This is a genomic window from Streptomyces sp. NRRL B-24085 (genome assembly GCF_001282115.1).
Lineage (GTDB): Bacteria > Actinomycetota > Actinomycetes > Streptomycetales > Streptomycetaceae > Streptomyces.
This window is the reverse complement of record NZ_LJBR01000297.1, coordinates 1-20,198: the sequence shown is the minus strand read 5'-3', so window position 1 is coordinate 20,198 and position 20,198 is coordinate 1. Positions and strand designations below refer to the sequence as shown.

The window sequence follows — 20,198 nt, the reverse complement described above, 5'->3', positions numbered from 1 at the left end:
CGGGAATGTGCCCGGCCGGGAAAAGGTTGCAATATACATCTGACCGTCGAGACCCAGGCCGCAAGGCCCGCGCACCCCAGCGAGGCACCCGTGAACCACCCCGCCCCCGAGCAGCCCGCCGACGTCGTCGCCCGACTGCGTGCCACGTTCCGCAGCGGGCGCACCAAGCCCGTCGAGTGGCGCACGGCCCAGTTGCGCCGACTGCGCGAGATGCTCACGGAGCACGGCACCGAGCTGGCCGCCGCCCTCCACGCCGACCTGGGCAAGAGCTCCACCGAGGCCTTCCGCACCGAGATCGACTTCACGATCCGCGAGATCGACCACACCCTGGACCACCTCACCGACTGGCTGCGCCCCGAGTCCGCCGCCGTCCCGGCCCACCTCGGCTCCGACGCGACCGCCTGGACCCGGTTCGACCCGCTCGGCGTGGTCCTCGTCATCGCCCCCTGGAACTACCCGGCCCAGTTGCTGCTCGCCCCGGTGGTCGGCGCCCTCGCCGCGGGCAACGCCGTGGTGGCCAAGCCCAGCGAACTCGCCCCGGCCACCTCCGCCGCCCTGGCCCGGCTGCTGCCCGCCCACCTCGACCCGGACGCCGTCGCCGTCGTCGAGGGCGGCATCCCGGAGACCACCGCCCTGCTGGCCGAGCGCTTCGACCACATCTTCTACACCGGCAACGGCACCGTCGGCCGTGTCGTCCTGCGTGCCGCCGCCGAGCACCTCACCCCGGTCACCCTCGAACTGGGCGGCAAGTCCCCGGCGTTCGTCGACCGCGACGCCGACCTCACCGTGGTGGCCGACCGCCTGGCCCGCGGCAAGTTCCTCAACGCTGGCCAGACCTGTGTCGCCCCCGACTACGTCCTCACCGACCCGGAGACCGCGGCCGCCCTGGAGCCGCTGCTCAAGAACGCCGTCGACACGCTGTACGGCAGCGACCCCGCCGACTCCGGCGAGTACGGCCGCATCATCAACGAACGGCACTTCGACCGGCTCACCGCGCTCCTCGACTCGGGACGCACGGTCGTGGGCGGCACGAGCGACCGTGCGGGCAAGTACATCGCGCCCACCGTCCTCGCCGACGTCGACCCCGGTTCCCCGGTGATGCGGGAGGAGATCTTCGGCCCGATCCTGCCGATCGTCACCGTGCCCGGACCGGACGCCGCCATCGACTTCATCAACGACCGGGACAAGCCCCTCGCGCTGTACGTCTTCACCGACTCCGAGACGACCCGCGACCGCTTCGCCGAGGAGACCTCCTCCGGCGGCCTCGGCTTCGGGCTGCCCCTCGCCCATCTCACCGTCTCCGACCTGCCGTTCGGCGGAGTCGGCGAGAGCGGCATGGGCAACTACCACGGCCGCTGGTCCATCGAGACCTTCAGCCACCGCAAGGCGGTCCTGGAGAAGCCGCTCGGCTAGGCGCCGCACGCGGCACGCGGCGAGCCGGGGCCCGGCAGGCCGGTGGGACCTGCTGGGCCATCAGCGCGGTTTCCCACCCGGTGGGCCGACGGGACCGCCGCTTGCTTCTAGTCTCGATGCCGACGACCGGAGCACCACGGCGCACTGCCTGCGCGGAAGACGGGGAACACCGATGCACGACTGGGCGATGCCGACCGCCTCGGCACCCCCGACCGCGGCCCGCCGGGGCAACGGCTTCCTCGCTATGCGCTTCTCCGAGCGCTGCGCGGGCCTGGTCGACGACGGACACCGGATGTTCCTCGGGGTCAGCCCGGGCAACGGCTACGTCTCCGAGAACCAGCTCGTCGCGCTGCTGCCCCGGGCCGCCGCCCACCTCACACGGGTCGATGTCGCCCACCCCGGCACCGGCACCGTCGCCTGCACCTGTCCCGGCCGCGGCTACGAGCCCCGGCACGCCCGCGCCTACCGCGACGTGCGCCGGACGGCCAACCGGATCTCCCGCGCCGTGACCACCGCACGGACCGACCCGGCCCGACCGGGAGGCGCGAAGTTCTCCGACTTCTACGACAACCCGGCCCACCCAGCCGCCTTCGCGCGCGTCAGCCGCGCACACCAGGGGCAGCGCGCGTTCCACGCCACCTGCACCCGCAGGGTCACCGGCGCCCTGCGCCCCCTGATGCCCGCCGACCGGACCCCGACCGCCGACCAACTGACCGACGGGGGAGAGCACCTGGACCGCGAGCTGCCCTTCCCTGGGCACCCAGCGGTTCGTCACCGTGGAGCCCCTCCCCGCGCCATGACCCCGGGCCGGACTCGTAGGAACCGTTCCGGCAAGCTCGGTGGCCGACAGAACATCCGTAACCCCGTATGGAGTTGACGTCATGAACGACAAGCTCACCGTGAGCGTCCTGGGCACCGGCATCATGGGTGCGGCGATGGCCCGCAACCTGGCCCGCGCCGGACATACCGTCCGCGCCTGGAACCGCAGCCCGGACAAGGCACGGCCGCTCGCCGCGGACGGTGTCGCGATCGCCGACAGTCCCGCCGAGGCGGTCCGCGACGCCGACGTCGTCCTGACCATGCTGTACGACGGCCCCGCCACCCTGGACGTCATGCGCCGGGCCGCCGAGGGGCTGCGCCCGGGCGCAGCGTGGGTGCAGTCGACCACCGCCGGCATCGAGGCGATCGGCGACCTGGCCGCCTTCGCCCGCGAGCACCGGCTGGTCTTCTTCGACGCGCCCGTCCTGGGCACCCGGCAGCCCGCCGAGGCCGGTCAGCTCCTGGTCCTCGCGGCCGGACCCGTCGACGGACGCGCCGCCGTCACCCCCGTGTTCGACGCGGTCGGCGCCCGCACGGTGTGGACCGGCGAGGACGGCGCCGAGGCCGGCGCGACCCGGCTCAAGCTGGTCGCCAACAGCTGGGTGCTCGCGGTGACCAACGCGGCCGGCGAGGCCCTGGCCCTCGCGAAGGCCCTCGGCGTGGACCCGCAGGGCTTCTTCGACGCCATCGACGGCGGGCCCCTCGACATGGGCTACCTGCGGGCCAAGGCGGGCCTGGTCCTCGACGACCGGTTGTCCCCGGCCCAGTTCGCGGTGTCCACCGCCGCCAAGGACGCGCGGCTCATCGTGGAGGCCGGCGAGCGGAGCGGAGTCCGCCTGGACGTGGCCGAAGCCAGTGCCGAGCGCTTCGAGCGGGCCGCCGCCCAGGGGCACGGCGACGAGGACATGGCCGCCGCCTATTTCGCGAGCTTCGACGAGAAGGCCTGAGGCCGAGAGCGGACCACCCGACCCGGAGACCGAAACGCCCGACCCCGAGGAGAACCTCCATGTCCAAGCCCCCGCTGCCGCCCGAGGCCGTCGAACTGCTGCGCCGCCCCAACCCCTGTGTGATGGCCACCCTGCGCTCCGACGGAGCACCGGTGTCGACCCCGACCTGGTACCTCTGGGAGGACGGCCGTGTCCTGATCAACCTGGACGAGGGCCGGGTCCGGCTGAAGCACCTGCGCCGCGACCCGCGGGTGACCCTCACCGTCCTGGCCGGCGACGACTGGTACACGCACATCACGCTCATCGGCCGCGTGACCGAGACGTACGAGGACGAGGACCTCACCGACATCGACCGCCTCTCCACCCACTACGGCGGCCGCCCCTACCCGAACAGGGTCCGGGGCCGCGTGAGCGCCTGGATCGAGGTCGAGCGCTGGCACGGCTGGGGCGAGATGAAGGACAACGACCAGGCCGCAGGCTGACGGCAAGCCCGTAGGGGCGGGCAGGGGCGCCGACCGGGCCGCCCCTGCCCGCCCGCGTCAGGCGTCGCTGCTCAGGGGGTGACTGAAGCCCTGGCCGGAGATGAGCCGCGCTCCCTCGGCGAGTTCCGTGGCGAACCGCTCGACGGCCTCGTAGGGGAAGCGGTGGCTGGGGCCGCTCAGGGAGAGGGAGGCGACGACCCGGCCCGTGCGGCCGGTGACCGGGACCGCCACGGCCGTGAGCCCCTCGTCGAACTCACTGCTGCTGACGGCATAACCGCGCTCCGCGGCCTCCGCGGCCCAGGCCCCGAGCCGGCCGACGTGCTCCTCGCCCTGCGGGGATGCGGCCGCCACCCGGCGCAGGAACGCCTCGGAGGCGTCCCGCAGCAGGATCTTGGAGGAGGCGCCGGCCCACAGCGGCTGCTCGTCGCCGACGTCGACGACATGGCGCAGCGGATGCGGGCTCTCCTCGTGCGCGACGCAGATGCGGTGGACACCCCGGGCGACGAACAGGTTGACCGTCTCGCCGAGCCGGTCCGCGAGATCGCGCATGACCTTCCGGGTCTCCTGCGGCACCTCCCACTGGCCGCGGGCGAGATAGGCCCAGCGCCACAGGGCGGGCCCCGCGGTGTAGCCGGCCGGGTGCGAGCCCAGCAGGCCGGTGTCCTCCAGGGTCTGCACCAGACGCAGGGCGGTCGTCTTGGCGAGCCCGGTCGCGCCGGTGATCTCCCGCAGGGTGATCACCGGCCGGTCCTCGGTGAGCAGGGTGAGGATGTCGAAGGCCCGCCGCACACTGCGCACCCCGCCCGCCTGCTGGTCCGCCTCGCCACCGCCCTCGGCCCGTGTCCGTCCGTCGCTCACCCGCTGCCTCCCGTACGTCGCCCACGGCTCTCGACCGCCGCTGCCTCCGACCGTAATCCGCTGTGCAGACCAGGCAAACCACGACACCGAAGAAATGGCTGTCTGATGGGCGCCGACAGCGGTTCTCCGGTTCCGCACAGCGGACCAAGGAGACCGGCGCTTCCATGACTCGCGGCCCCGACGCCCTTGCTCGACGAGATCAATCCACCTACGCTGACCGCACAGTGGATCGTATGGACCGTCTAGTGGTCGCCTGGAGTCCCAGTGAGAGCAGCAGTCCTTACTTCACCGGAACGGAGCCGGCCGGAACGCCCCGGCGTCCTCGCCGAACGTGTCGCCGTCCCCGGGGGAGCCGATATCGAGGCCCGCTTCCCGCTCGCACGGGTGCGGGCGGTCCTCGCCGGGGCCGCCGGACAGGCCGGGAAAACCTGGATCGACCTCGGGAGCGAGCATGCGTGACACCTCGGGAGACGAGCCCCGCACGTCCTCGGGAGCGAGCCTGCGGAAGTCCATCGCCACCGTCTGCCTCAGCGGCACCCTCACCGAAAAGCTGACAGCGGCCTCACGGGCCGGCTTCGACGGCGTCGAGATCTTCGAGAACGACCTCCTCGCGAGCCCGCTCGCTCCCGAGGAGATCGCCGCCCGCACCACCGACCTGGGCCTGCGCATCGACCTCTACCAGCCGATGCGGGACATCGAGGCCGTCCCCGAGGAGCTGTTCGCCCGCAACCTCAGGCGGGCCCGGCACAAGTTCGAGCTAATGCGCAGGCTCGGCGCCGACACCGTTCTCGTCTGCTCCAGCGTATCCCCGCACGCCGTGGACGACGACGCCCTCGCGGCGGAACAGCTGAGCCGACTGGCCGACCTGGCCAGGGAGTCCGGCATCCGTGTCGCCTACGAGGCACTGGCGTGGGGACGGCACGTCAGCACGTACGACCACGCCTGGCGGATCGTCCGGGCCGCGGACCATCCGGCGCTCGGCACCTGCCTGGACAGCTTCCACATCCTCTCCAGGGGCTCCGACCCCAAGGGCATCGAGGACATCCCCGGCGACAAGATCTTCTTCCTCCAGCTCGCCGACGCCCCGTTGATGGCCATGGACGTCCTCCAGTGGAGCCGCCACTACCGCTGCTTCCCGGGCCAGGGCGGCTTCGACGTCGCCGGACTCCTGCGGCACGTCCTCGACGCCGGATACGACGGTCCCCTCTCCCTGGAGGTCTTCAACGACGTCTTCCGCCAGGCGGACGCGGGCCGTACGGCGCTGGACGGACTGCGCTCCCTGCTCGCCCTGGAGGAGAACGCCGGAGTCCTGCCGCTCCCGGCCCCGGTGATCCCCTCGGGCGTCGCCTTCGCCGAACTCGCCACCAGCGACCCCGAACCCGTCGGCGAACTCCTCACGGCTCTCGGCTTCACCCGCAGCGGCCGCCACCACGGCAAGCCGGTCGACCTGTGGGAGCAGGGCGAGGCCAGGGTCCTGGTCAACACCGCGACCGCGGGCCGCCGTACCGACACCACCCTGGCCGCCGTGGGCCTGGAGACGACGGACCCGGCCGCCTCCGCGCGGCGGGCGGAGGCCTTGCTCGCACCCGCCCTGCCCAAGCACCATGGCGCACAGGACGTCCCCCTGGAGTCGATCGCCGCTCCGGACGGCACCGAAGTCCTGTTCTGCGCGACCGGCCGTCCCGAACTCCCGGACTGGACCGACGACTTCGCCCAGACGGCCGAGCCCCCGGCCACGGCCGCCCTCACCATCGACCACCTCGCGCTGACCCAGCCCTGGCACCACTTCGACGAGGCGGTGCTCTTCCACCGCACGGTCCTGGGCCTCAGCCCGCACGACACCGTCGAACTCGCCGACCCCTACGGCCTGTTCCGCAGCCGCGCCCTGTCCGCCTCCTCCGACGGACCGCGGCTGGTCCTCAACCTCGCGCCCACGCCTGAGGATGACGGCGAGACGCGGGCCCGGCACGTGGCGTTCGCCGTCGACGACATCGTCTCCGCGGTCCGCCGCTTCCGGGCGGCCGGGGCGGGGTTGCTGCGCGTCCCGGCGAACTACTACGACGACCTGGAGGCCCGTTTCGACTTCCGCGAAGGGGAGTTGGAGACGTACCGGGAGCTCGGCATCCTCTACGACCGCGACGAGCGGGGCGGCGAGTTCCGGCACTGCTACACGGAGACGGTCGGCCATGTCTTCTTCGAGTTCGTGCAGCGCTCGGGCGGCTACGCCGGGTTCGGCGCGGCCAACGCGCCCATCCGGCTGGCCGCACAGCGGAGGTAGGAGCCGGGAAAGGACCGACGGACCCGAGCGGCAGGTGTGTCATCATCCGCCGATGACCTCCGAAACGATCACCGCGGATGCGGCAGGCACCTGGACACTCGGCGATCTCACCGTCAACCGCGTCGGCTTCGGCGCGATGCGGCTGACCGGCAGCGCGGCCTTCCACCTCGGCACCCCGAGCGACCGGCAGCGGTCCCTCGCCGTGCTGCGCAGGGCGAGGGAGCTCGGCGTCAACCACATCGACACGGCGGCCTTCTACTTCTCCTCGCTGCGCTCCGCCAACGAGCTCATCAACAGCGCGCTCTCCCCGTACCCCGACGACCTCGTCATCGTCACCAAGGTCGGTCCGTTCCGGAACTACGCGGGGGAGTGGGCGACTTCGGCCAGGCCGGAGGACCTGCGCGGCCATGTCGAGGAGAACCTGCGCCAGTTGGGCCGCGACCACCTCGACGTGGTGAACCTGCGGCGGATGCGCCAGGACTCGATCGCCGAGCATTTCGGGGTGCTCGCCGACCTTCGTGAGAAGGGCCTGATCCGGCACCTCGGCGTCTCGGACGTCGAGCCTCGCCACCTCGCCGAGGCGCAGGCGATCGCGCCGGTGGTGTGCGTGCAGAACCGGTTCGGGCTCGGCTCCCGCGACCCCGGCACCGAGGAGATCCTGCGGATCTGCGGCGAACAGGGCATCGCCTTCGTGCCGTTCTTCGCGATCGCGGGGGAGGGCGGCTCGCACGGCGCCACCGCCGGCCACGACGAGGAGGTCCTGGCCGTCGCGGGGGCGCACGGCGCGACACCCGCCCAGGTCCGGCTCGCCTGGACCCTCGCCCAGGGCGCGCACGTCCTCGCCATCCCCGGCACCAGCAACCCCGACCACCTCGCCGAGAACATCGCAGCGGGTGCCCTCCGCCTCACCGACGAGGAACGGGACACGCTCGACTCACTGCATCAGAAGGCCGGTTGACAGGTCACACGATCCACTCGCCGTCCTCCATGACATGCCGCCCGCGCATCTCGTGCACGCCGTTGAGCGCCTGCACGGTGCGCGGGCGCACCTGGAAGAAGGCGTAGGAGTCGCTGTCCTCGCGCGGATCCCAGCCCGTCTTCGCCCGGAACGCCTCGATCGCCGCGGCCGGCACGTCCTTCCCGCCGTACGTCCGCACGTCCCCGTCGATGAGCACGACGTCCTGGGTGTCCCCGAACGCCAGCCGGGTACGGCCGCCGTCACGCAGATTGCGCCCCGTGGGATTGGTGATCCGGGTGGACACCCAGACGGACTCGCCGTCCCAGACGAACCACAACGCCACCAGACACGGCAGCCCGTCGGCATCCGCCGAGGCCACCCAGATGTCCGTCTCCCGCTCAAGTCGGGCCAGTACGTCCTGCTTGCGTTGCTCGGCGCTGCGGCTCTCGGCGATCGTCATGCTCCGGACGCTACCGGCCCCCCTTCCCCCACCGCCTCGGCCGTCGGCCCTACGACCACGGACCGAGCACCCCCAACCGCCAGCACGGATCCATCCCCAGGACACACCGGGTGCATCGCCCTCATGGGCCGGCGGCCGCAATGGTCGGCGCGGGGGTGCCGCCGGTCCTTGGAGGTCCGTCGGGTGGGTCGTGCGCTTGTCGCGGGGCCTGACGCGTGTCTGGAGGCATCGGTGTCGGTGTCTGGGGTGGGCGGACCCGCTGGTCGTGCTGGTGCGCGCGCTGATGGCCGTGGACGGGGTGCCGCCGGTCCTTGGGTGTCCGTCCGGTGGTTGGTCCGTGCGTCGCGGGCCCGACGTGCCTGTAGAGGTCGGCCATGTTGCCGACTCGGGGCGGCCCCTCAGCCGACGACGACGCCAGGCCCAGGCGGCCATGGTGGGGCCTACGCACCCCCGGAGGCCCCTGCCGCATGTCGTCGGGGGGCAGCACCGACGCGGGGCGGTCCCAGGCCGACGGCTCGCCCCCGCCCTACGCGCGATGAAACATACCCAACACGCACGCCGGTGACTGCGAACAGGCGTGCCGCCAAGCCCCGGGGGGCCCGGTGGCCCATGCCGCCGTGGTGGCGGCCCGGCGCGCCCCCGGAGGTCCCCGCCGCGTTGTCGTCGCGAGGCGGCCAACCGGCGGCAGGCGCCGCCTGCCACGCAGCGGCCGACGGGCCGGCACCGCCCCAACGCGGCTGGGCGGAGTGAGCCGCACCCTAGACCCCGGGCAGGACACTTCCCGGCGTCCGCGCGTCGGACGCCCCGGAGCCCTGTGCCCCCGGGCACCACACCCTCCTCGCCCGGCCCGGCGCCGCCGCTGTCGAACAGACCCAGGCCACCCTCGCCCGCCGGCCGGCGCCGTCAGTACACTCCCGGCACCGCGCGGCCGGACACGCCGGACCAGGGCACCGCCGGCTGCGGAGCCCGCGCCCTACCCCAGCCGCTCACGCAGGAAGGGCACCGTACGCTCCCAGGCGAGGGAAGCGGACTCGGCGTCGTACGTCGGGCCGCCGGTGTTGAAGAAGGCGTGGTTCGCCGGGTAGAGGCGCAGGTCCGGGGTGATTCCGGACTGTTCCTGGACGGCCTCGCGCAGGGCGTCGAGGCTTTCCGCCGGGATGGTCCGGTCGAGTTCGCCGTAGTGGCCCAGGATCTCCGCCTTCAGGCCCGAGAAGTCCGGCAGCTCGCCCTGGATCACGCCGTAGAACGGCACCGCGGCGCTCACCCGGGGCTCCGCCGCCGCCAGGTACAGGACGAAGCCGCCGCCCATGCAGAAGCCGACCGCGCCGACGGTGTCCGAGGTGACCTCCTCCAACGACAGCAGGTGGTCGACCGCTCCGGACAGCAGCTCCACGCCCCGCGAGACCGGCAGCGCCTGCATCATCCGCAGGGCCTCGGCGTTGTCGTGGGCGACATTGCCGCCGTACAGGTCGGGAGCGAGCGCGACGAAGCCCTCGGCGGCCAGCCGGTCGGCGACGTCGGCGATGTGGTCGGTGAGCCCCCACCACTCCTGGATCACGATGACCCCCGGCCCGCTCCCGGACGGCGGCAGCGCCAGGTAGCCATGCGCGGTGGTGCCGCCGCTCGGGAAGGTGACGTTCTGGTGGGCGGGTGCTCCGGTCGACTTCGGCAGTTCGGCCATGGTTGCTCGACTCCTGTGCGGTCCGGTGTACGGGGCGCCGGAGCCGTGACCCCGGCGGTGATCACCAGCCTGCCACGAGCCACGCGGACCGCCGACTCAAGGCCCCCGGGACCGGACTGGCGCCACCCGAGTTTTACGTATAACCTCTCCCGTCAACCACCCCTCCCGAGAGGTTCCGATGAGACGCGTCGCCCTGGTCACCCTCGTCGTCGACGACTACGACGAGGCGATCCGCTTCTACACCGAGGCGCTCGGCTTCCGGCTCGTCGAGGACACCCCGCGCCCCGACGGCTCCCGCTGGGTCGTCGTACGGCCGGACGAGCGCGAGGGCGGGACCGACCTGCTGCTCGCCCGCGCCAAGGGCGAGGCCCAGCAGGGCCGGGTGGGGAACCAGACCGGCGGTCGCGTCGGCTTCTTCCTGCACACCGACGACTTCGCCCGCGACCACGCCCGCATGCTCGCCGCGGGCGTGACCTTCCTGGAGGAGCCCCGCCACGAGCCCTACGGCTCGGTCGCCGTCTTCCAGGACCTGTACGGAAACCGCTGGGACCTCCTCCAGCCCGCCGACTGACCCCCCTTCCGCCGCCACTCCGCCGGACGTTCGAAGAAAGACCCCGCCATGACCGCTACGCGCGTAGACGCCGACCTGATCCGCCGCCTCCCCAAGGCGGTCCTGCACGACCACCTCGACGGCGGCCTGCGCCCCGCCACCGTCGTGGAGCTCGCGGCGGAGGTCGGCCACACCCTGCCCACCACCGACCCGGACGAGCTCGCCGCCTGGTACTTCGACGCCGCCAACTCCGGTGACCTGGTGCGCTACATAGCCACCTTCGAGCACACCCTCGCCGTCATGCAGACCCGCGAGGGCCTGCTGCGCACGGCCGAGGAGTACGTCCTCGACCTGGCCGCCGACGGGGTCGTGTACGGCGAGGTGCGCTACGCCCCCGAGCTGAACACCAACGGCGGGCTGACCATGGCCGAGGTCGTCGAGACCGTCCAGGAGGGGCTGGCCGCCGGCATGGCGAAGGCCGCCGCCGCGGGCACGCCGGTCCGGGTCGGCACCCTGCTGTGCGGGATGCGGATGTTCGACCGGGTGCGCGAGGCCGCCGACCTGGCCGTGGCCTTCCGGGACGCCGGTGTCGTCGGCTTCGACATCGCCGGCGCCGAGGACGGCTTCCCGGCCGCCGACCACCTGGACGCCTTCGAGCACCTGCGCCGCGAGAACGTCCCCTTCACCATCCACGCCGGCGAGGCCCATGGCCTGCCCAGCATCCACCAGGCCGTGCAGGTGTGCGGCGCCCAGCGGCTCGGCCACGGTGTGCGGATCACCGAGGACATCCCCGACCTCGCCGCGGGCAAGCTCGGTCGGCTCGCGGGCTGGGTCCGGGACCGCCGTATCGCCCTGGAGATGTGCCCGACGTCGAACCTCCAGACCGGCGCGGCCGACTCGATCGCCGACCACCCGATCACGGCCCTGAAGGACCTGGGCTTCCGGGTCACCCTCAACACCGACAACCGGCTGGTGTCGGGGACGACCATGACCCGTGAGATGTCGCTGATGGTCGAGGAGGCGGGCTGGACCGTCGAGGACCTGCGCACGGTCACGGTGAACGCGCTCAAGAGCGCGTTCATCCCGTTCGACGAGCGCAGGGCCCTCATCGAGGACGTCGTCCTGCCGGGCTACGCGCTCTGAAGCAGCCCCCGCAGATAGGCGGCCTGTCCGACGTGCTGGAGATCGTCGGACAGGACGCTGACCAGGCGCACCCCGAGGGTGACCGGCGGGTCCCAGTTCTCGTCCACCACCCGCTCCAGGTCGGCGGCGCTCAGCCCGCGCAGGGCTTCGAGGCTCTGGGCGTGCACGGCGTCGTAGTAACCGGTCAGCAGGTCCGCGGAGTCGACGCGCACCTTGGCGACCTGCGCGGAGGTGTGGCCGTAGCCGATGTCGCGCGGCTTCAGGCCGAGGCCGAACCGCTTCTCCCAGTCCTGGGTCAGCCACACCTGGTCGAGGCCGAAGGCGCCGGCCACGTGGTCGTCCTGGACGCGGGCGAGGTGCCAGACCAGCCAGGCCACGGAGTTGGCGTCGGGTCCGGGACGGTGGTTGAGGTCGTCGGGGCCCAGGCCCTCGACGACGGCGTGGACTTCTTCCTGGATGCGGCCGAAACCGTCGATGAGGATGTCCTTTGCATGCATGACATCCACCATCGCGCATCACGCCGCGTCACGCGCCGGAATCCGGCCCTGAGATCACGCGTCGGGAATCCAGCTCCCGTGGAAGCCCAGCGGCACCCGTCCCGGCAGGTGGATCCGGGCCACCGGCTCGCCCGTGAAGTCCTGGGCCGCGAGGATCAGCAGGTCACTGGCCCCACGCTCGGGGTTGTGCACATACGCGATGGCGTACCCGTCGTCCTCGGCGGCCCGGTCGTCGCAGGGGTCGGACGGCACGAACACGGCCTCGCTCGCCGCCGCCCCCCGGGGCAGCCGGTGCACCTGCGAGGTGCCCCGCAGCAGGTCGTGCTTGATGAGCGCGTTGCTGAACGCCCGGTCGGGCGGCGGGTTGCCGTCGACCGCCTGATAGGCCGCCGCCATCTCCGCGGCCGCCGCCGAGTACCCGTAGCGGTGCCGGCGTGACACCAGCGCCTCGTTGACGCGGGGGAACTCCTGGGGCCGGTCGTCGAGGGTCCGGGTCCGCACCCGCCCCTGCCGGAGGTCGACCGTCCAGCGGTCCAGACGGGGGGTGCCCGCCCCGTACGGGCCTCCCGAGCCGTTGCCCGCCACGAGGAAGGGCGCGTCGAAGTTGGTCATGTCGACGACCAGGCTGTCGCCCTCCTCGTACGCGTTGAGGGTGTGCGAGTAGTACACCGGGTCGACCTCGAACCAGCGGACCGTACCGCCCGCGCGGGGCATGACGCCGACCCGTGCCGGATGCCGGTCGTTCCAGAGGTAGGGCACGAGGTCACCGCGCTCGGCGCCCGCCATGTCGAAGGTGACCGGCATGTCGAGGATGATCACGTACCGCTCGGTGAGCGCGAAGTCGTGGATCATCGGCGCGTCCGCCACCGGGATCCGTGTGCTGCGCGAGACGCGTCCCCTCGGGTCCACCACGAGGTGCCGGACGTGGTCCCAGGTCGGGTAGTAGGCGATCGCGTGCAGCTCGCCGGCGTACGTGTCGAACTTGGTGTGCGCGGTGAACGCGCCCTCCAGGGTGCCCCGGAAGTCGTAGGTGCCCACAGTGTTCAGCTCGTCGTCGAGCTCGTACGGCAGCGGCCCGCTCTCCTGGAGCGCCAGGATGCGTCCCCGGTGGGGGATCACATGGGTGTTGCACGGGAAGTCGTCCGGCGGCACCGGGCCGGGGTAGGGCTCGCCGAGCTTCCTCGCCACCTGGGAGGAGCGCACCCAGCGGTTGCGGTACCACTCGGCGCGGCCCTCGCGCAGCCGGACGCCGTGCACCATGCCGTCGCCGAGCATCCAGTGGTGGGCGCGCGGGTCCTCCAGGCCCAGCACGTTGGGGCCGGTGCGCAGGTAGCGGCCGTTCAGCTCGCGGGGGACGCGCCCCGTGACCGGCAGGTCGAAGGCGGTCAGCTCCTCGGTGACCGGCTCGAAGGCACCCTCCAGGAACGGGAAGCGGCGCGTGGACGCCGAGGGCGGCGCCGCGGAAGCCGGTTGCGCGTCCAGTCCGGTGCCGATCAGCCCGCCCGCGGCGGCGACCGCCGCGGCGCCGCGCAGGACGTTGCGGCGCGTGGGGCCAGTCGTCCGTGCGGAGTCGGTCGTGCTCGCGGCATTCGCCGTCCGTGCCCAGTGCGTGGTCCGTGTGGGGTCCGTCATGTTCCCTGCTCCTGACCGCAGTTGTCCTCGCTGACGGTCATGAGTCTGCGGTGCGGGACGGCTCGGGTCAGGAGTGGTGGGCCCCGTCCTGGGGTGTTGCCAGGCCCCCTCTTCGGCGCGGTGGCTCAGCTCTCCAGCAGGGCCATCAGCGCCCGCGCCGCCGGACTGGTGGCCTGCGGGGGCGGCAGCAGGGCGACGGTCTCGTACACGGTCTCCCCGGTGCCCTTGACGGGCAGGGCCGTCAGCGACGGCCGCTTGTGCCGGAAGTGCTGCGGGACGACGGCCACACCGAGGTTCTCGTCCACCAGGTCGAGCAGGCTGTGCACGTCGTTGACCTCCAGCGCCACCGTCCGGCGCACGCCCGCCGCGGCGAAGACGGCGTCGGTGGTGCGGCGCGGCCCCCAGTCCGGGTGGAAGTCGACGAAGACCTCGCCGCCCAGGTCCTCCGGCGTCACGGCCGCGCCGGCCGCCGCGAGCGGGTGACTGGGATGGCACAGCACGGTCATCGGCTCACCGGTCAGCGGTACGGCCCGGAGCTGGTCGGTCTCCTCGGGCGTCCCCCGTACGGCGAACGCCAGGTCGAGACGCCCCGCGGCGACCTCCTCGGCGAGCGCGCCCGAGCCCGCCTGGCGCAGACAGATCTCCACGTCCGGATGCTGCCGCCGGAACGAGGCCAGCAGCCCCGCCACGTTCACCCCGGCGATGCACTGCTCGGAGCCCAGCGCGAGCATCCCGCGCAGCACGCCCTGCACCGCGGCCACCGCCTCGTGGGCGGAACGCACCTGTGCGAGGATCCGTTCGGCCTCGCCGAGCAGGGCCCGCCCGGCCGGGGTGAGCGTCACCCGGCGGGTGGTCCGTACGAACAGCGGGGTCTGCAGCTCGCGCTCCAGCGCCCGGATGGACGCGGACAGCCCGGACTGGGACACCAGCAGCCGCTCGGCGGCCCGGGTGAAGTGCTGGTCCTCGGCGACCGCCACGAAGTGCTGGAGATGACGCAGTTCCATGATTGAGAAGCCTAGCCGCTGAATTCCATCGGATTCTTCTGTTGGACCAATGCCCCCAGGTCGCGAAAGAGTGGGCAGGAATTGAAGACTTCGGTTCCACCGTGCCAACCCCTCTGGAGTCGCGTTGTACACCGCACACCCCGACCGCTACGCGGAGATGCCCTACCGGCGCACCGGACGCAGCGGCCTGAAGCTTCCCGCGATCTCGCTCGGTCTGTGGCACAACTTCGGCCCGGCGGACCGCACCGTCGACACCCAGCGGGCCATCCTGCGCCGGGCGTTCGACCTCGGTGTCACCCACTTCGACCTCGCCAACAACTACGGTCCGCCGCCCGGCGCCGCCGAGTCCGCGTTCGGCGAGGCCCTCAAGGCCGACCTCGCGGCCTACCGCGACGAGCTGATCATCTCCACCAAGGCCGGCTACCTGATGTGGCCCGGCCCGTACGGAGAGTGGGGCTCTCGCAAGTACCTGCTGTCCTCGCTGGACCAGAGCCTGACCCGGATGGGCCTGGACTACGTCGACATCTTCTACTCGCACCGCCCCGACCCGGACACCCCCCTGGAAGAGACGATGGGTGCCCTGCACACCGCGGTCCAGCAGGGCAAGGCGCTGTACGTCGGCATCTCCAACTACTCGGCGGAGCAGACCCGTGAGGCCGCCCGCATCCTCGGCGAGCTCGGCACCCCGCTCCTCATCCACCAGCCGCGCTACTCGATGCTGGACCGCCGCCCCGAGGACGGCGGCCTGCTGGACGCGCTGGACGAGCTCCAGGTCGGTTCGATCGTCTTCTCCCCGCTGGAGCAGGGCCTCCTCACCGGCCGTTACCTCGACGGCATCCCCGAGGACTCCCGCGCGGCGAGCGACAGCCCCTTCCTGAACTCGGACGCGGTCACCGAGGACCTGGTGCGGCGGCTCCGCGAGCTCAACGACATCGCGAAGGGCCGCGGCCAGACCCTGGCGCAGACGGCCCTGGCCTGGGTCCTGCGCGGCGGCCGTGTCACCTCGGCGCTGGTCGGCGCGAGCAGCCCGCAGCAGATCGAGGACAGTGTGGGCACCATCGCCAACCTGGACTTCGACGCGGAGGAACTGGCGAGGATCGACGCGATCGTCAAGGGCTGACCGCCGCGGCCGGCCCGGCCGCGGCGGTCACAGGAACCGGGCACCGGCCTCAGGCCGGTGCCCGGCCCGCGTTCCGCAGCGATCAGCCGGTCCGCTCCTCGATGCGCACGGTCACCGTGTCGCCCGCGTCCTTGCCGATCGCCTTCCGCACCTCGGCCTTCACGGGCAGCATGTGCGTGCCGTCCCCGAGAGCCATGAAGGAGCTCTGGAAGGGGTGCCCGTCGATCGTCCCGCGGACCTTGACGAGCCCCCGGGTGCCGAAGAACTCCACGGAGGCGGGCCAGCGGACGCAGGTCCAGCCGCCCTTCCCCGGGTTCCTGCTGAGGACTGCGGTGAATTCCGCGTCCAGTTTCCCGGTCGCTTCCCCGGTCGCTTTTCCGGTCGTGGCCATGATGTCCTCCCTCGCCGACGGCTTCCTCCTCAGGAGACCGCCGACGGGGTGGGAAGTCATCGCGGCCGACTCTCACGCCCCGGCCGGCACCCGGTCCAGGAACCCGTGCACGGTCCGGATCCGGTCGTCCTCGGCGAGCGTGACGACATCGGATCCGGCGACGGGCGCCGAGCCGTCGTCCTCGCTGACGAGCTCCCAGGAGAACCGCGCCGTGTCGTGATGGCCGTCGACGGCGCCGGTGATCCGGAAGACGAACCCCGGGAACTGCTCGTGGACCGCCGCGATCACCGCGGCGATCCCGTCGTGGCCCACCACGTCGGCGAGGGGGTCGGTGTAGCCGCCGTCCACCGTCCAGGCGGCCGTCACCGCCTTGGCACGTGCCTCCGGCTCACGCGCGTTCCAGGCTTCGAAGTAGCGGGCCACGGCGCTCTCATAGCGGTCAGTGTTCGCGGGCACGGTGAATCAGCCTCCATCGAGGTCGTCTGTGCTGGTGGGACCTGCTGCGACAACCCTGCCCGGGGCGCCCGGAACCGTCGATTACTTCCGGGGTCATGGAGTTTGCACGAGTACCCGTCAGATTTCGGCCAGGAAGGGGGGTGAATATGCCAGGAGACTGGCCAAAAAGACGTGGTGACAGTGTTTCAGTAGTGAACATACTCGACTGACAGGTCCTTCACATCGAGCGAAGAACCCGTCACGTACAGCAGCAAGAGCGCGTACCACCACTGAGCCGCACGGAAGCGAGGACCCTGCCGGCAGGCGACTGGAGCAAGCGGGGGAGTGGATCGTGCACGACGAATTCCTGTGCCATGTCACGGGGTACGGCATCTGCGACGGGCGGCGCATCGGCGTCCCCCTCGGAACCTACCGTGCGCCCACCCTCGCCCTCGCCCTGTGGTGGTTGCGCGACCGGGCCTCCTGGATCGCCGACCGACTGGATCCCCGGCCCGAGGCGGAGTACCTGCCGGTGGGTGCCCTCGTCCCGGTCGCCGACACCGTGCTCGACGTGCCCGCCGTGATGCGGGCCTGGTGCACCGATCTGTACCAACAGGAGCTGGTCGCCGACGAGTTGGCGGCCGGTCGGCTGGTCCGGATCGCCGCGAGCGACGACACCACCGAGTACGAACTGCTCGCCGAGTCCGTGGACGCCTTGCGAATGCACCGGATGGCCTCGACGCTCTTCACGCCGGTCGCCTGAGCCGCCTGGCCGCCGTCCGCTCCCGGTGCGCAGGGTCGCTCCGCCGCGGCCGACGTGCCCTGCACCCTGGCGCCCGTAGTCGCCCCGCCGCATCCCGGTCTCCTGTCGGACCGGAGCCGCCTCGTTGCTTCTCGCCGCCGGCCGCCGGGTCGCCTCGCCGCACCCCGCTCCCTCCTGTAGCGGCGCCGTTCTCCACCTCCTCGTCGCCGGATCCGCCCAGAGGCTCCCGTTCTCGTCACCTGCGTCATCCGGCCGCGCCCGTCCTGGGCCCCGTACCGGCTCCCCGTGCAACTGCCCTCGTCACCGGGCGGCCAAAGGAGTGAATCGGTAGAATTCAGGCATGGCGGAGCGGCCGGTCGCACCGACGGCGCCCGAGCTCGTCCTGGAGACCGACACCGGCTCCACGGTGATGAGCCCGGGCCACGACTACCACGTGGGGCGCGACCCGTTGAGCGACATCGTCCTGGACGATGCCCGGGTCTCGTGGCACCACGCGGTGCTGCGGCCCGAGGCCGACCACTGGACCCTCGAGGACGAGAACAGCACCAACGGCACCTACGCGGACGGCCGCCGCGTCCACGAGTGGCACGTCGGCCCCGGCAGCGTCATCCGCTTCGGCAGCCCCTCCGACGGTCCCTGTGCCGTCCTGCTGGGCGTGCCCGCCCCCGAACGCCCCTCGGCGGTCTCGATGCCCGGCCTCACCGGCACCTTCCGCCGGCCCACGGCGGTACGGCCGCTGCCCGCCCGCACGGTCCGCATCGGCCGCGCCGACGACAACGACCTGATCGTCGACGACCTGGTGGTCTCCCGCCGCCACGCCGAACTGCGCGCCCTGCCCGACGGCAGCTACGAGATCGCCGACCTCGGCAGCCACAACGGCACCTACCTCAACGGCCGGCCCGTCTCGAGCGCCCCCATCGGACCGGGGGACATCGTCGGCATCGGGCACTCGGCGTTCTGCCTCGTCGGCGACACGCTCCAGGAGTACGTCGACACCGGCGAGGTCTCCCTCGACGTCCAGGACCTCACGGTCGCCGTGGACCGCGGCCGCCGGACCCTGCTCGACCACGTGTCCTTCCCGGTGGGGGAGAAGTGCCTGCTCGCGGTCGTCGGCCCCAGCGGCGCGGGCAAGTCCACCCTCCTGAACGCACTCACCGGCCAGCGCCCCGCCGACCACGGCACCGTCCTCTACGACGGCCGCGACCTCTACCGCGACTACGCCGAACTGCGCCAGCGCATCGGCCTGGTCCCGCAGGACGACATCCTGCACGCCCAGCTCACCGTCCGCAGCGCCCTGTCCTACGCCGCCGAACTGCGCTTCCCGCAGGACACCGCGAAAGCCGAACGCCGCGAACGGGTCGACGAGGTGATCCGCGAACTCGGCCTGGAACAGCGCGCCAGGCAGCCCGTGCACAGCCTCTCCGGCGGACAGCGCAAGCGCGTCAGCGTGGCCCTGGAACTGCTGACCAAACCGTCGCTGCTCTTCCTGGACGAACCGACCTCCGGTCTCGACCCCGGCATGGACCGCTCGGTGATGCACATGCTGCGCGGCCTCGCCGACGACGGCCGCACGGTCATCGTCGTCACCCACAGCGTCCTGAGCCTCGACGTCTGCGACCGCCTCCTCGTCCTCGCCCCCGGCGGCCGGATCGCCTACTACGGCCCGCCCGAGGACGCCCTCGCCTACTTCGGGTTCACCCAGTGGCCCGAGGCCTTCGAAGCGTTCGAACGCGACCAGGACCGCGACTGGGCGGGCGACTTCCACTCCTCGGCCTTCCGGCACCAGTACGTCACCGAGGCCACCGCCCAGCCCCGCACGCCCCGCTCCGAACCGGTGATCATCGCGCCCCCGCCCCGGCCCCGCAGCCGAGGCGCCCAGCTCGGCACCCTGATCCGCCGCTATACCGCCGCTCTGAGCGCCGACCGTACGTTCCTCGCCATCATGATCGCGCTCCCCTTCGTCATGGGCGCCATGGCCCGGGCCCTCGCGGGCAGTGAGCTCACCCGGGACACCGCGATGAACGCCCTGCTCATCCTGTGCGTCGGCGGTGTGCTCACCGGCGCCGCGAACGCCGTGCGCGAGCTGGTGAAGGAACGGGTCATCTACCGTCGGGAACGGGCCGTGGGTCTGTCCAGATCGGCGTACCTGATGTCCAAGGTCGTGGTGCTGGGCACGATCACCGTCGTGCAGGCGGTGGTCCTGACCCTGGTCGCCCTCCTGGGCGTCGACCTCAACGCGCCCGGCGGTGAAGGCGTGGTGATGCCGCCCCTTGCCGAGATCACCCTGGCGGTCGCCCTGCTGGCGTTCACGGCGATGATGCTCGGCCTGCTCGTGTCCGCGCTGGTGCGCAAGGAGGAGGTGACGATGCCGCTGCTCGTGCTGCTCGCCATCGTCCAGGTCGTGTTCTGCGGCGCCCTGCTCAAACTCGACGGCGTGCCCGGACTGGAGGAGTTCTCCTGGCTGGTGCCCTCGCGCTGGGCGCTCGGCGCGATGGCCGGCACCATCGGCCTCGCCCGGATCGTGCCCGGCGACCTCACCGGCGACCCGCTGTTCGAGCACTCGGCCGGCGTGTGGCTGCTGAACATCGTCATGCTCGTCGTCCTCTCGGTGCTCTTCGGATTCCTCGTCTCCCGGCTGCTGCGCCGCCACGAACCCGCGGTCATGCGGAAGTAGGCCGCCGATGACGACCCCCGGCTTCCGGCCCAGCCATGTCGTCCCCGGGTGCGGCATGTCCGCCTGGGAGGCCCCCGACCCCGCCCGTCCCAC

Annotated in this window: 20 protein-coding genes; 11 read left to right on the top strand and 9 right to left on the bottom strand. The window is 72.1% G+C overall.

The window, feature by feature from the left end; all coding sequences use genetic code 11:
* Positions 1–90 precede the first annotated feature (90 nt).
* The 4 genes from AOJ26_RS29035 (at position 91) to AOJ26_RS29020 (ending at position 3,661) form a co-directional block, all read left to right on the top strand.
* Positions 91–1,413: an aldehyde dehydrogenase family protein gene (locus AOJ26_RS29035; protein ID WP_053851325.1), complete on the top strand. Its 1,323-nt coding sequence runs from the start codon at positions 91–93 to the stop codon at positions 1,411–1,413.
* Positions 1,414–1,585: 172 nt separating this feature from the next.
* Positions 1,586–2,290: a tRNA-dependent cyclodipeptide synthase gene (locus tag AOJ26_RS29030; protein WP_053851324.1), complete on the top strand. Its 705-nt coding sequence runs from the start codon at positions 1,586–1,588 to the stop codon at positions 2,288–2,290.
* A 4-nt stretch (positions 2,291–2,294) separates the two neighbouring features.
* Positions 2,295–3,179 (top strand): NAD(P)-dependent oxidoreductase, encoded by an 885-nt coding sequence (locus AOJ26_RS29025; protein WP_053851323.1) that lies wholly within the window; start codon positions 2,295–2,297, stop codon positions 3,177–3,179.
* A gap of 59 nt (positions 3,180–3,238) precedes the next feature.
* A complete protein-coding gene (locus AOJ26_RS29020) occupies positions 3,239–3,661 on the top strand; it encodes a PPOX class F420-dependent oxidoreductase (RefSeq protein ID WP_053851322.1) in 423 nt (140 codons plus the stop codon).
* A gap of 57 nt (positions 3,662–3,718) precedes the next feature.
* Here the strand turns inward: AOJ26_RS29020 and AOJ26_RS29015 are convergent, their stop codons facing one another.
* Together AOJ26_RS29015 and AOJ26_RS43615 are read right to left on the bottom strand one after the other, a co-directional pair.
* Entirely contained in the window at positions 3,719–4,519 is an 801-nt protein-coding gene (locus tag AOJ26_RS29015; protein WP_053851321.1) for an IclR family transcriptional regulator, read from the bottom strand.
* 285 nt (positions 4,520–4,804) lie between these two features.
* On the bottom strand, positions 4,805–4,972 hold the full coding sequence (locus AOJ26_RS43615; RefSeq protein ID WP_159044416.1) for a hypothetical protein: 168 nt from the start codon (positions 4,970–4,972) through the stop codon (positions 4,805–4,807).
* 46 nt (positions 4,973–5,018) lie between these two features.
* On the opposite strand from AOJ26_RS43615, the gene AOJ26_RS29010 reads away from it, so the two are divergent.
* The gene (locus AOJ26_RS29010; protein ID WP_053851338.1) at positions 5,019–6,797 is read left to right on the top strand and encodes a bifunctional sugar phosphate isomerase/epimerase/4-hydroxyphenylpyruvate dioxygenase family protein; all 1,779 of its coding nucleotides are present in this window, start codon (positions 5,019–5,021) and stop codon (positions 6,795–6,797) included.
* Between the two features lie 52 nt (positions 6,798–6,849).
* A complete protein-coding gene (locus AOJ26_RS29005) occupies positions 6,850–7,755 on the top strand; it encodes an oxidoreductase (protein WP_053851320.1) in 906 nt (301 codons plus the stop codon).
* A 4-nt stretch (positions 7,756–7,759) separates the two neighbouring features.
* On the opposite strand, the gene AOJ26_RS29000 is transcribed toward AOJ26_RS29005, so the two are convergent.
* Both AOJ26_RS29000 and AOJ26_RS28995 read right to left on the bottom strand, forming a co-directional pair.
* Positions 7,760–8,215, bottom strand: a complete 456-nt coding sequence (locus AOJ26_RS29000; RefSeq protein ID WP_053851319.1) for a pyridoxamine 5'-phosphate oxidase family protein — start codon at positions 8,213–8,215, stop codon at positions 7,760–7,762.
* Positions 8,216–9,188: 973 nt separating this feature from the next.
* Positions 9,189–9,896 (bottom strand): dienelactone hydrolase family protein, encoded by a 708-nt coding sequence (locus AOJ26_RS28995; protein ID WP_053851318.1) that lies wholly within the window; start codon positions 9,894–9,896, stop codon positions 9,189–9,191.
* 178 nt (positions 9,897–10,074) lie between these two features.
* Here AOJ26_RS28995 and AOJ26_RS28990 point away from each other — a divergent pair, with 178 nt between their 5' ends.
* Both AOJ26_RS28990 and AOJ26_RS28985 read left to right on the top strand, forming a co-directional pair.
* Positions 10,075–10,467 (top strand): VOC family protein, encoded by a 393-nt coding sequence (locus AOJ26_RS28990; RefSeq protein ID WP_053851317.1) that lies wholly within the window; start codon positions 10,075–10,077, stop codon positions 10,465–10,467.
* Positions 10,468–10,515: 48 nt separating this feature from the next.
* On the top strand, positions 10,516–11,589 hold the full coding sequence (locus AOJ26_RS28985) for an adenosine deaminase (protein ID WP_053851316.1): 1,074 nt from the start codon (positions 10,516–10,518) through the stop codon (positions 11,587–11,589).
* Here the strand turns inward: AOJ26_RS28985 and AOJ26_RS28980 are convergent.
* The 3 genes from AOJ26_RS28980 to AOJ26_RS28970 form a co-directional block, all read right to left on the bottom strand.
* A complete protein-coding gene (locus tag AOJ26_RS28980; protein ID WP_053851337.1) occupies positions 11,577–12,086 on the bottom strand; it encodes a mycothiol transferase in 510 nt (169 codons plus the stop codon). The two genes, AOJ26_RS28985 and AOJ26_RS28980, sit on opposite strands and share 13 nt — an antisense overlap.
* Positions 12,087–12,140: 54 nt before the next feature.
* Positions 12,141–13,718 (bottom strand): carotenoid oxygenase family protein, encoded by a 1,578-nt coding sequence (locus AOJ26_RS28975; RefSeq protein ID WP_199828883.1) that lies wholly within the window; start codon positions 13,716–13,718, stop codon positions 12,141–12,143.
* A 125-nt stretch (positions 13,719–13,843) separates the two neighbouring features.
* Complete coding sequence (locus tag AOJ26_RS28970; RefSeq protein ID WP_053851315.1) at positions 13,844–14,722, bottom strand: LysR substrate-binding domain-containing protein; 879 nt, start codon at positions 14,720–14,722, stop codon at positions 13,844–13,846.
* 124 nt (positions 14,723–14,846) lie between these two features.
* Between AOJ26_RS28970 and mgrA the strand changes: the two genes are divergently transcribed.
* A complete protein-coding gene (mgrA, locus tag AOJ26_RS28965; protein ID WP_053851314.1) occupies positions 14,847–15,842 on the top strand; it encodes an L-glyceraldehyde 3-phosphate reductase in 996 nt (331 codons plus the stop codon).
* An 82-nt stretch (positions 15,843–15,924) separates the two neighbouring features.
* Here the strand turns inward: mgrA and AOJ26_RS28960 are convergent, their stop codons facing one another.
* Both AOJ26_RS28960 and AOJ26_RS28955 read right to left on the bottom strand, forming a co-directional pair.
* Positions 15,925–16,233, bottom strand: a complete 309-nt coding sequence (locus AOJ26_RS28960; protein ID WP_053851313.1) for a DUF1905 domain-containing protein — start codon at positions 16,231–16,233, stop codon at positions 15,925–15,927.
* Positions 16,234–16,305: 72 nt separating this feature from the next.
* A complete protein-coding gene (locus AOJ26_RS28955) occupies positions 16,306–16,689 on the bottom strand; it encodes a nuclear transport factor 2 family protein (protein WP_053851312.1) in 384 nt (127 codons plus the stop codon).
* A gap of 331 nt (positions 16,690–17,020) precedes the next feature.
* Between AOJ26_RS28955 and AOJ26_RS28950 the strand changes: the two genes are divergently transcribed.
* Both AOJ26_RS28950 and AOJ26_RS28945 read left to right on the top strand, forming a co-directional pair.
* Positions 17,021–17,431 carry a hypothetical protein gene (locus AOJ26_RS28950; RefSeq protein ID WP_053851311.1) on the top strand — a complete coding sequence of 137 codons (411 nt, stop codon included), beginning with the start codon at positions 17,021–17,023 and terminating at the stop codon, positions 17,429–17,431.
* 340 nt (positions 17,432–17,771) lie between these two features.
* Complete coding sequence (locus tag AOJ26_RS28945; protein WP_053851310.1) at positions 17,772–20,105, top strand: FHA domain-containing protein; 2,334 nt, start codon at positions 17,772–17,774, stop codon at positions 20,103–20,105.
* Positions 20,106–20,198: the final 93 nt, after the last annotated feature.

Coding starts and splice junctions, on each gene's coding strand:
- AOJ26_RS29030 (WP_053851324.1), top strand. CDS start 1,586: ATGCACGACTGGGCGATGCCGACCGCCTCGGCACCCCCGACCGCGGCC.
- AOJ26_RS29025 (WP_053851323.1), top strand. CDS start 2,295: ATGAACGACAAGCTCACCGTGAGCGTCCTGGGCACCGGCATCATGGGT.
- AOJ26_RS29020 (WP_053851322.1), top strand. CDS start 3,239: ATGTCCAAGCCCCCGCTGCCGCCCGAGGCCGTCGAACTGCTGCGCCGC.
- AOJ26_RS43615 (WP_159044416.1), bottom strand. CDS start 4,972: ATGCTCGCTCCCGAGGTCGATCCAGGTTTTCCCGGCCTGTCCGGCGGC.
- AOJ26_RS29005 (WP_053851320.1), top strand. CDS start 6,850: ATGACCTCCGAAACGATCACCGCGGATGCGGCAGGCACCTGGACACTC.
- AOJ26_RS29000 (WP_053851319.1), bottom strand. CDS start 8,215: ATGACGATCGCCGAGAGCCGCAGCGCCGAGCAACGCAAGCAGGACGTA.
- AOJ26_RS28995 (WP_053851318.1), bottom strand. CDS start 9,896: ATGGCCGAACTGCCGAAGTCGACCGGAGCACCCGCCCACCAGAACGTC.
- AOJ26_RS28990 (WP_053851317.1), top strand. CDS start 10,075: ATGAGACGCGTCGCCCTGGTCACCCTCGTCGTCGACGACTACGACGAG.
- AOJ26_RS28985 (WP_053851316.1), top strand. CDS start 10,516: ATGACCGCTACGCGCGTAGACGCCGACCTGATCCGCCGCCTCCCCAAG.
- AOJ26_RS28980 (WP_053851337.1), bottom strand. CDS start 12,086: ATGCATGCAAAGGACATCCTCATCGACGGTTTCGGCCGCATCCAGGAA.
- AOJ26_RS28975 (WP_199828883.1), bottom strand. CDS start 13,718: ATGACGGACCCCACACGGACCACGCACTGGGCACGGACGGCGAATGCC.
- AOJ26_RS28970 (WP_053851315.1), bottom strand. CDS start 14,722: ATGGAACTGCGTCATCTCCAGCACTTCGTGGCGGTCGCCGAGGACCAG.
- AOJ26_RS28960 (WP_053851313.1), bottom strand. CDS start 16,233: ATGGCCACGACCGGAAAAGCGACCGGGGAAGCGACCGGGAAACTGGAC.
- AOJ26_RS28945 (WP_053851310.1), top strand. CDS start 17,772: ATGGCGGAGCGGCCGGTCGCACCGACGGCGCCCGAGCTCGTCCTGGAG.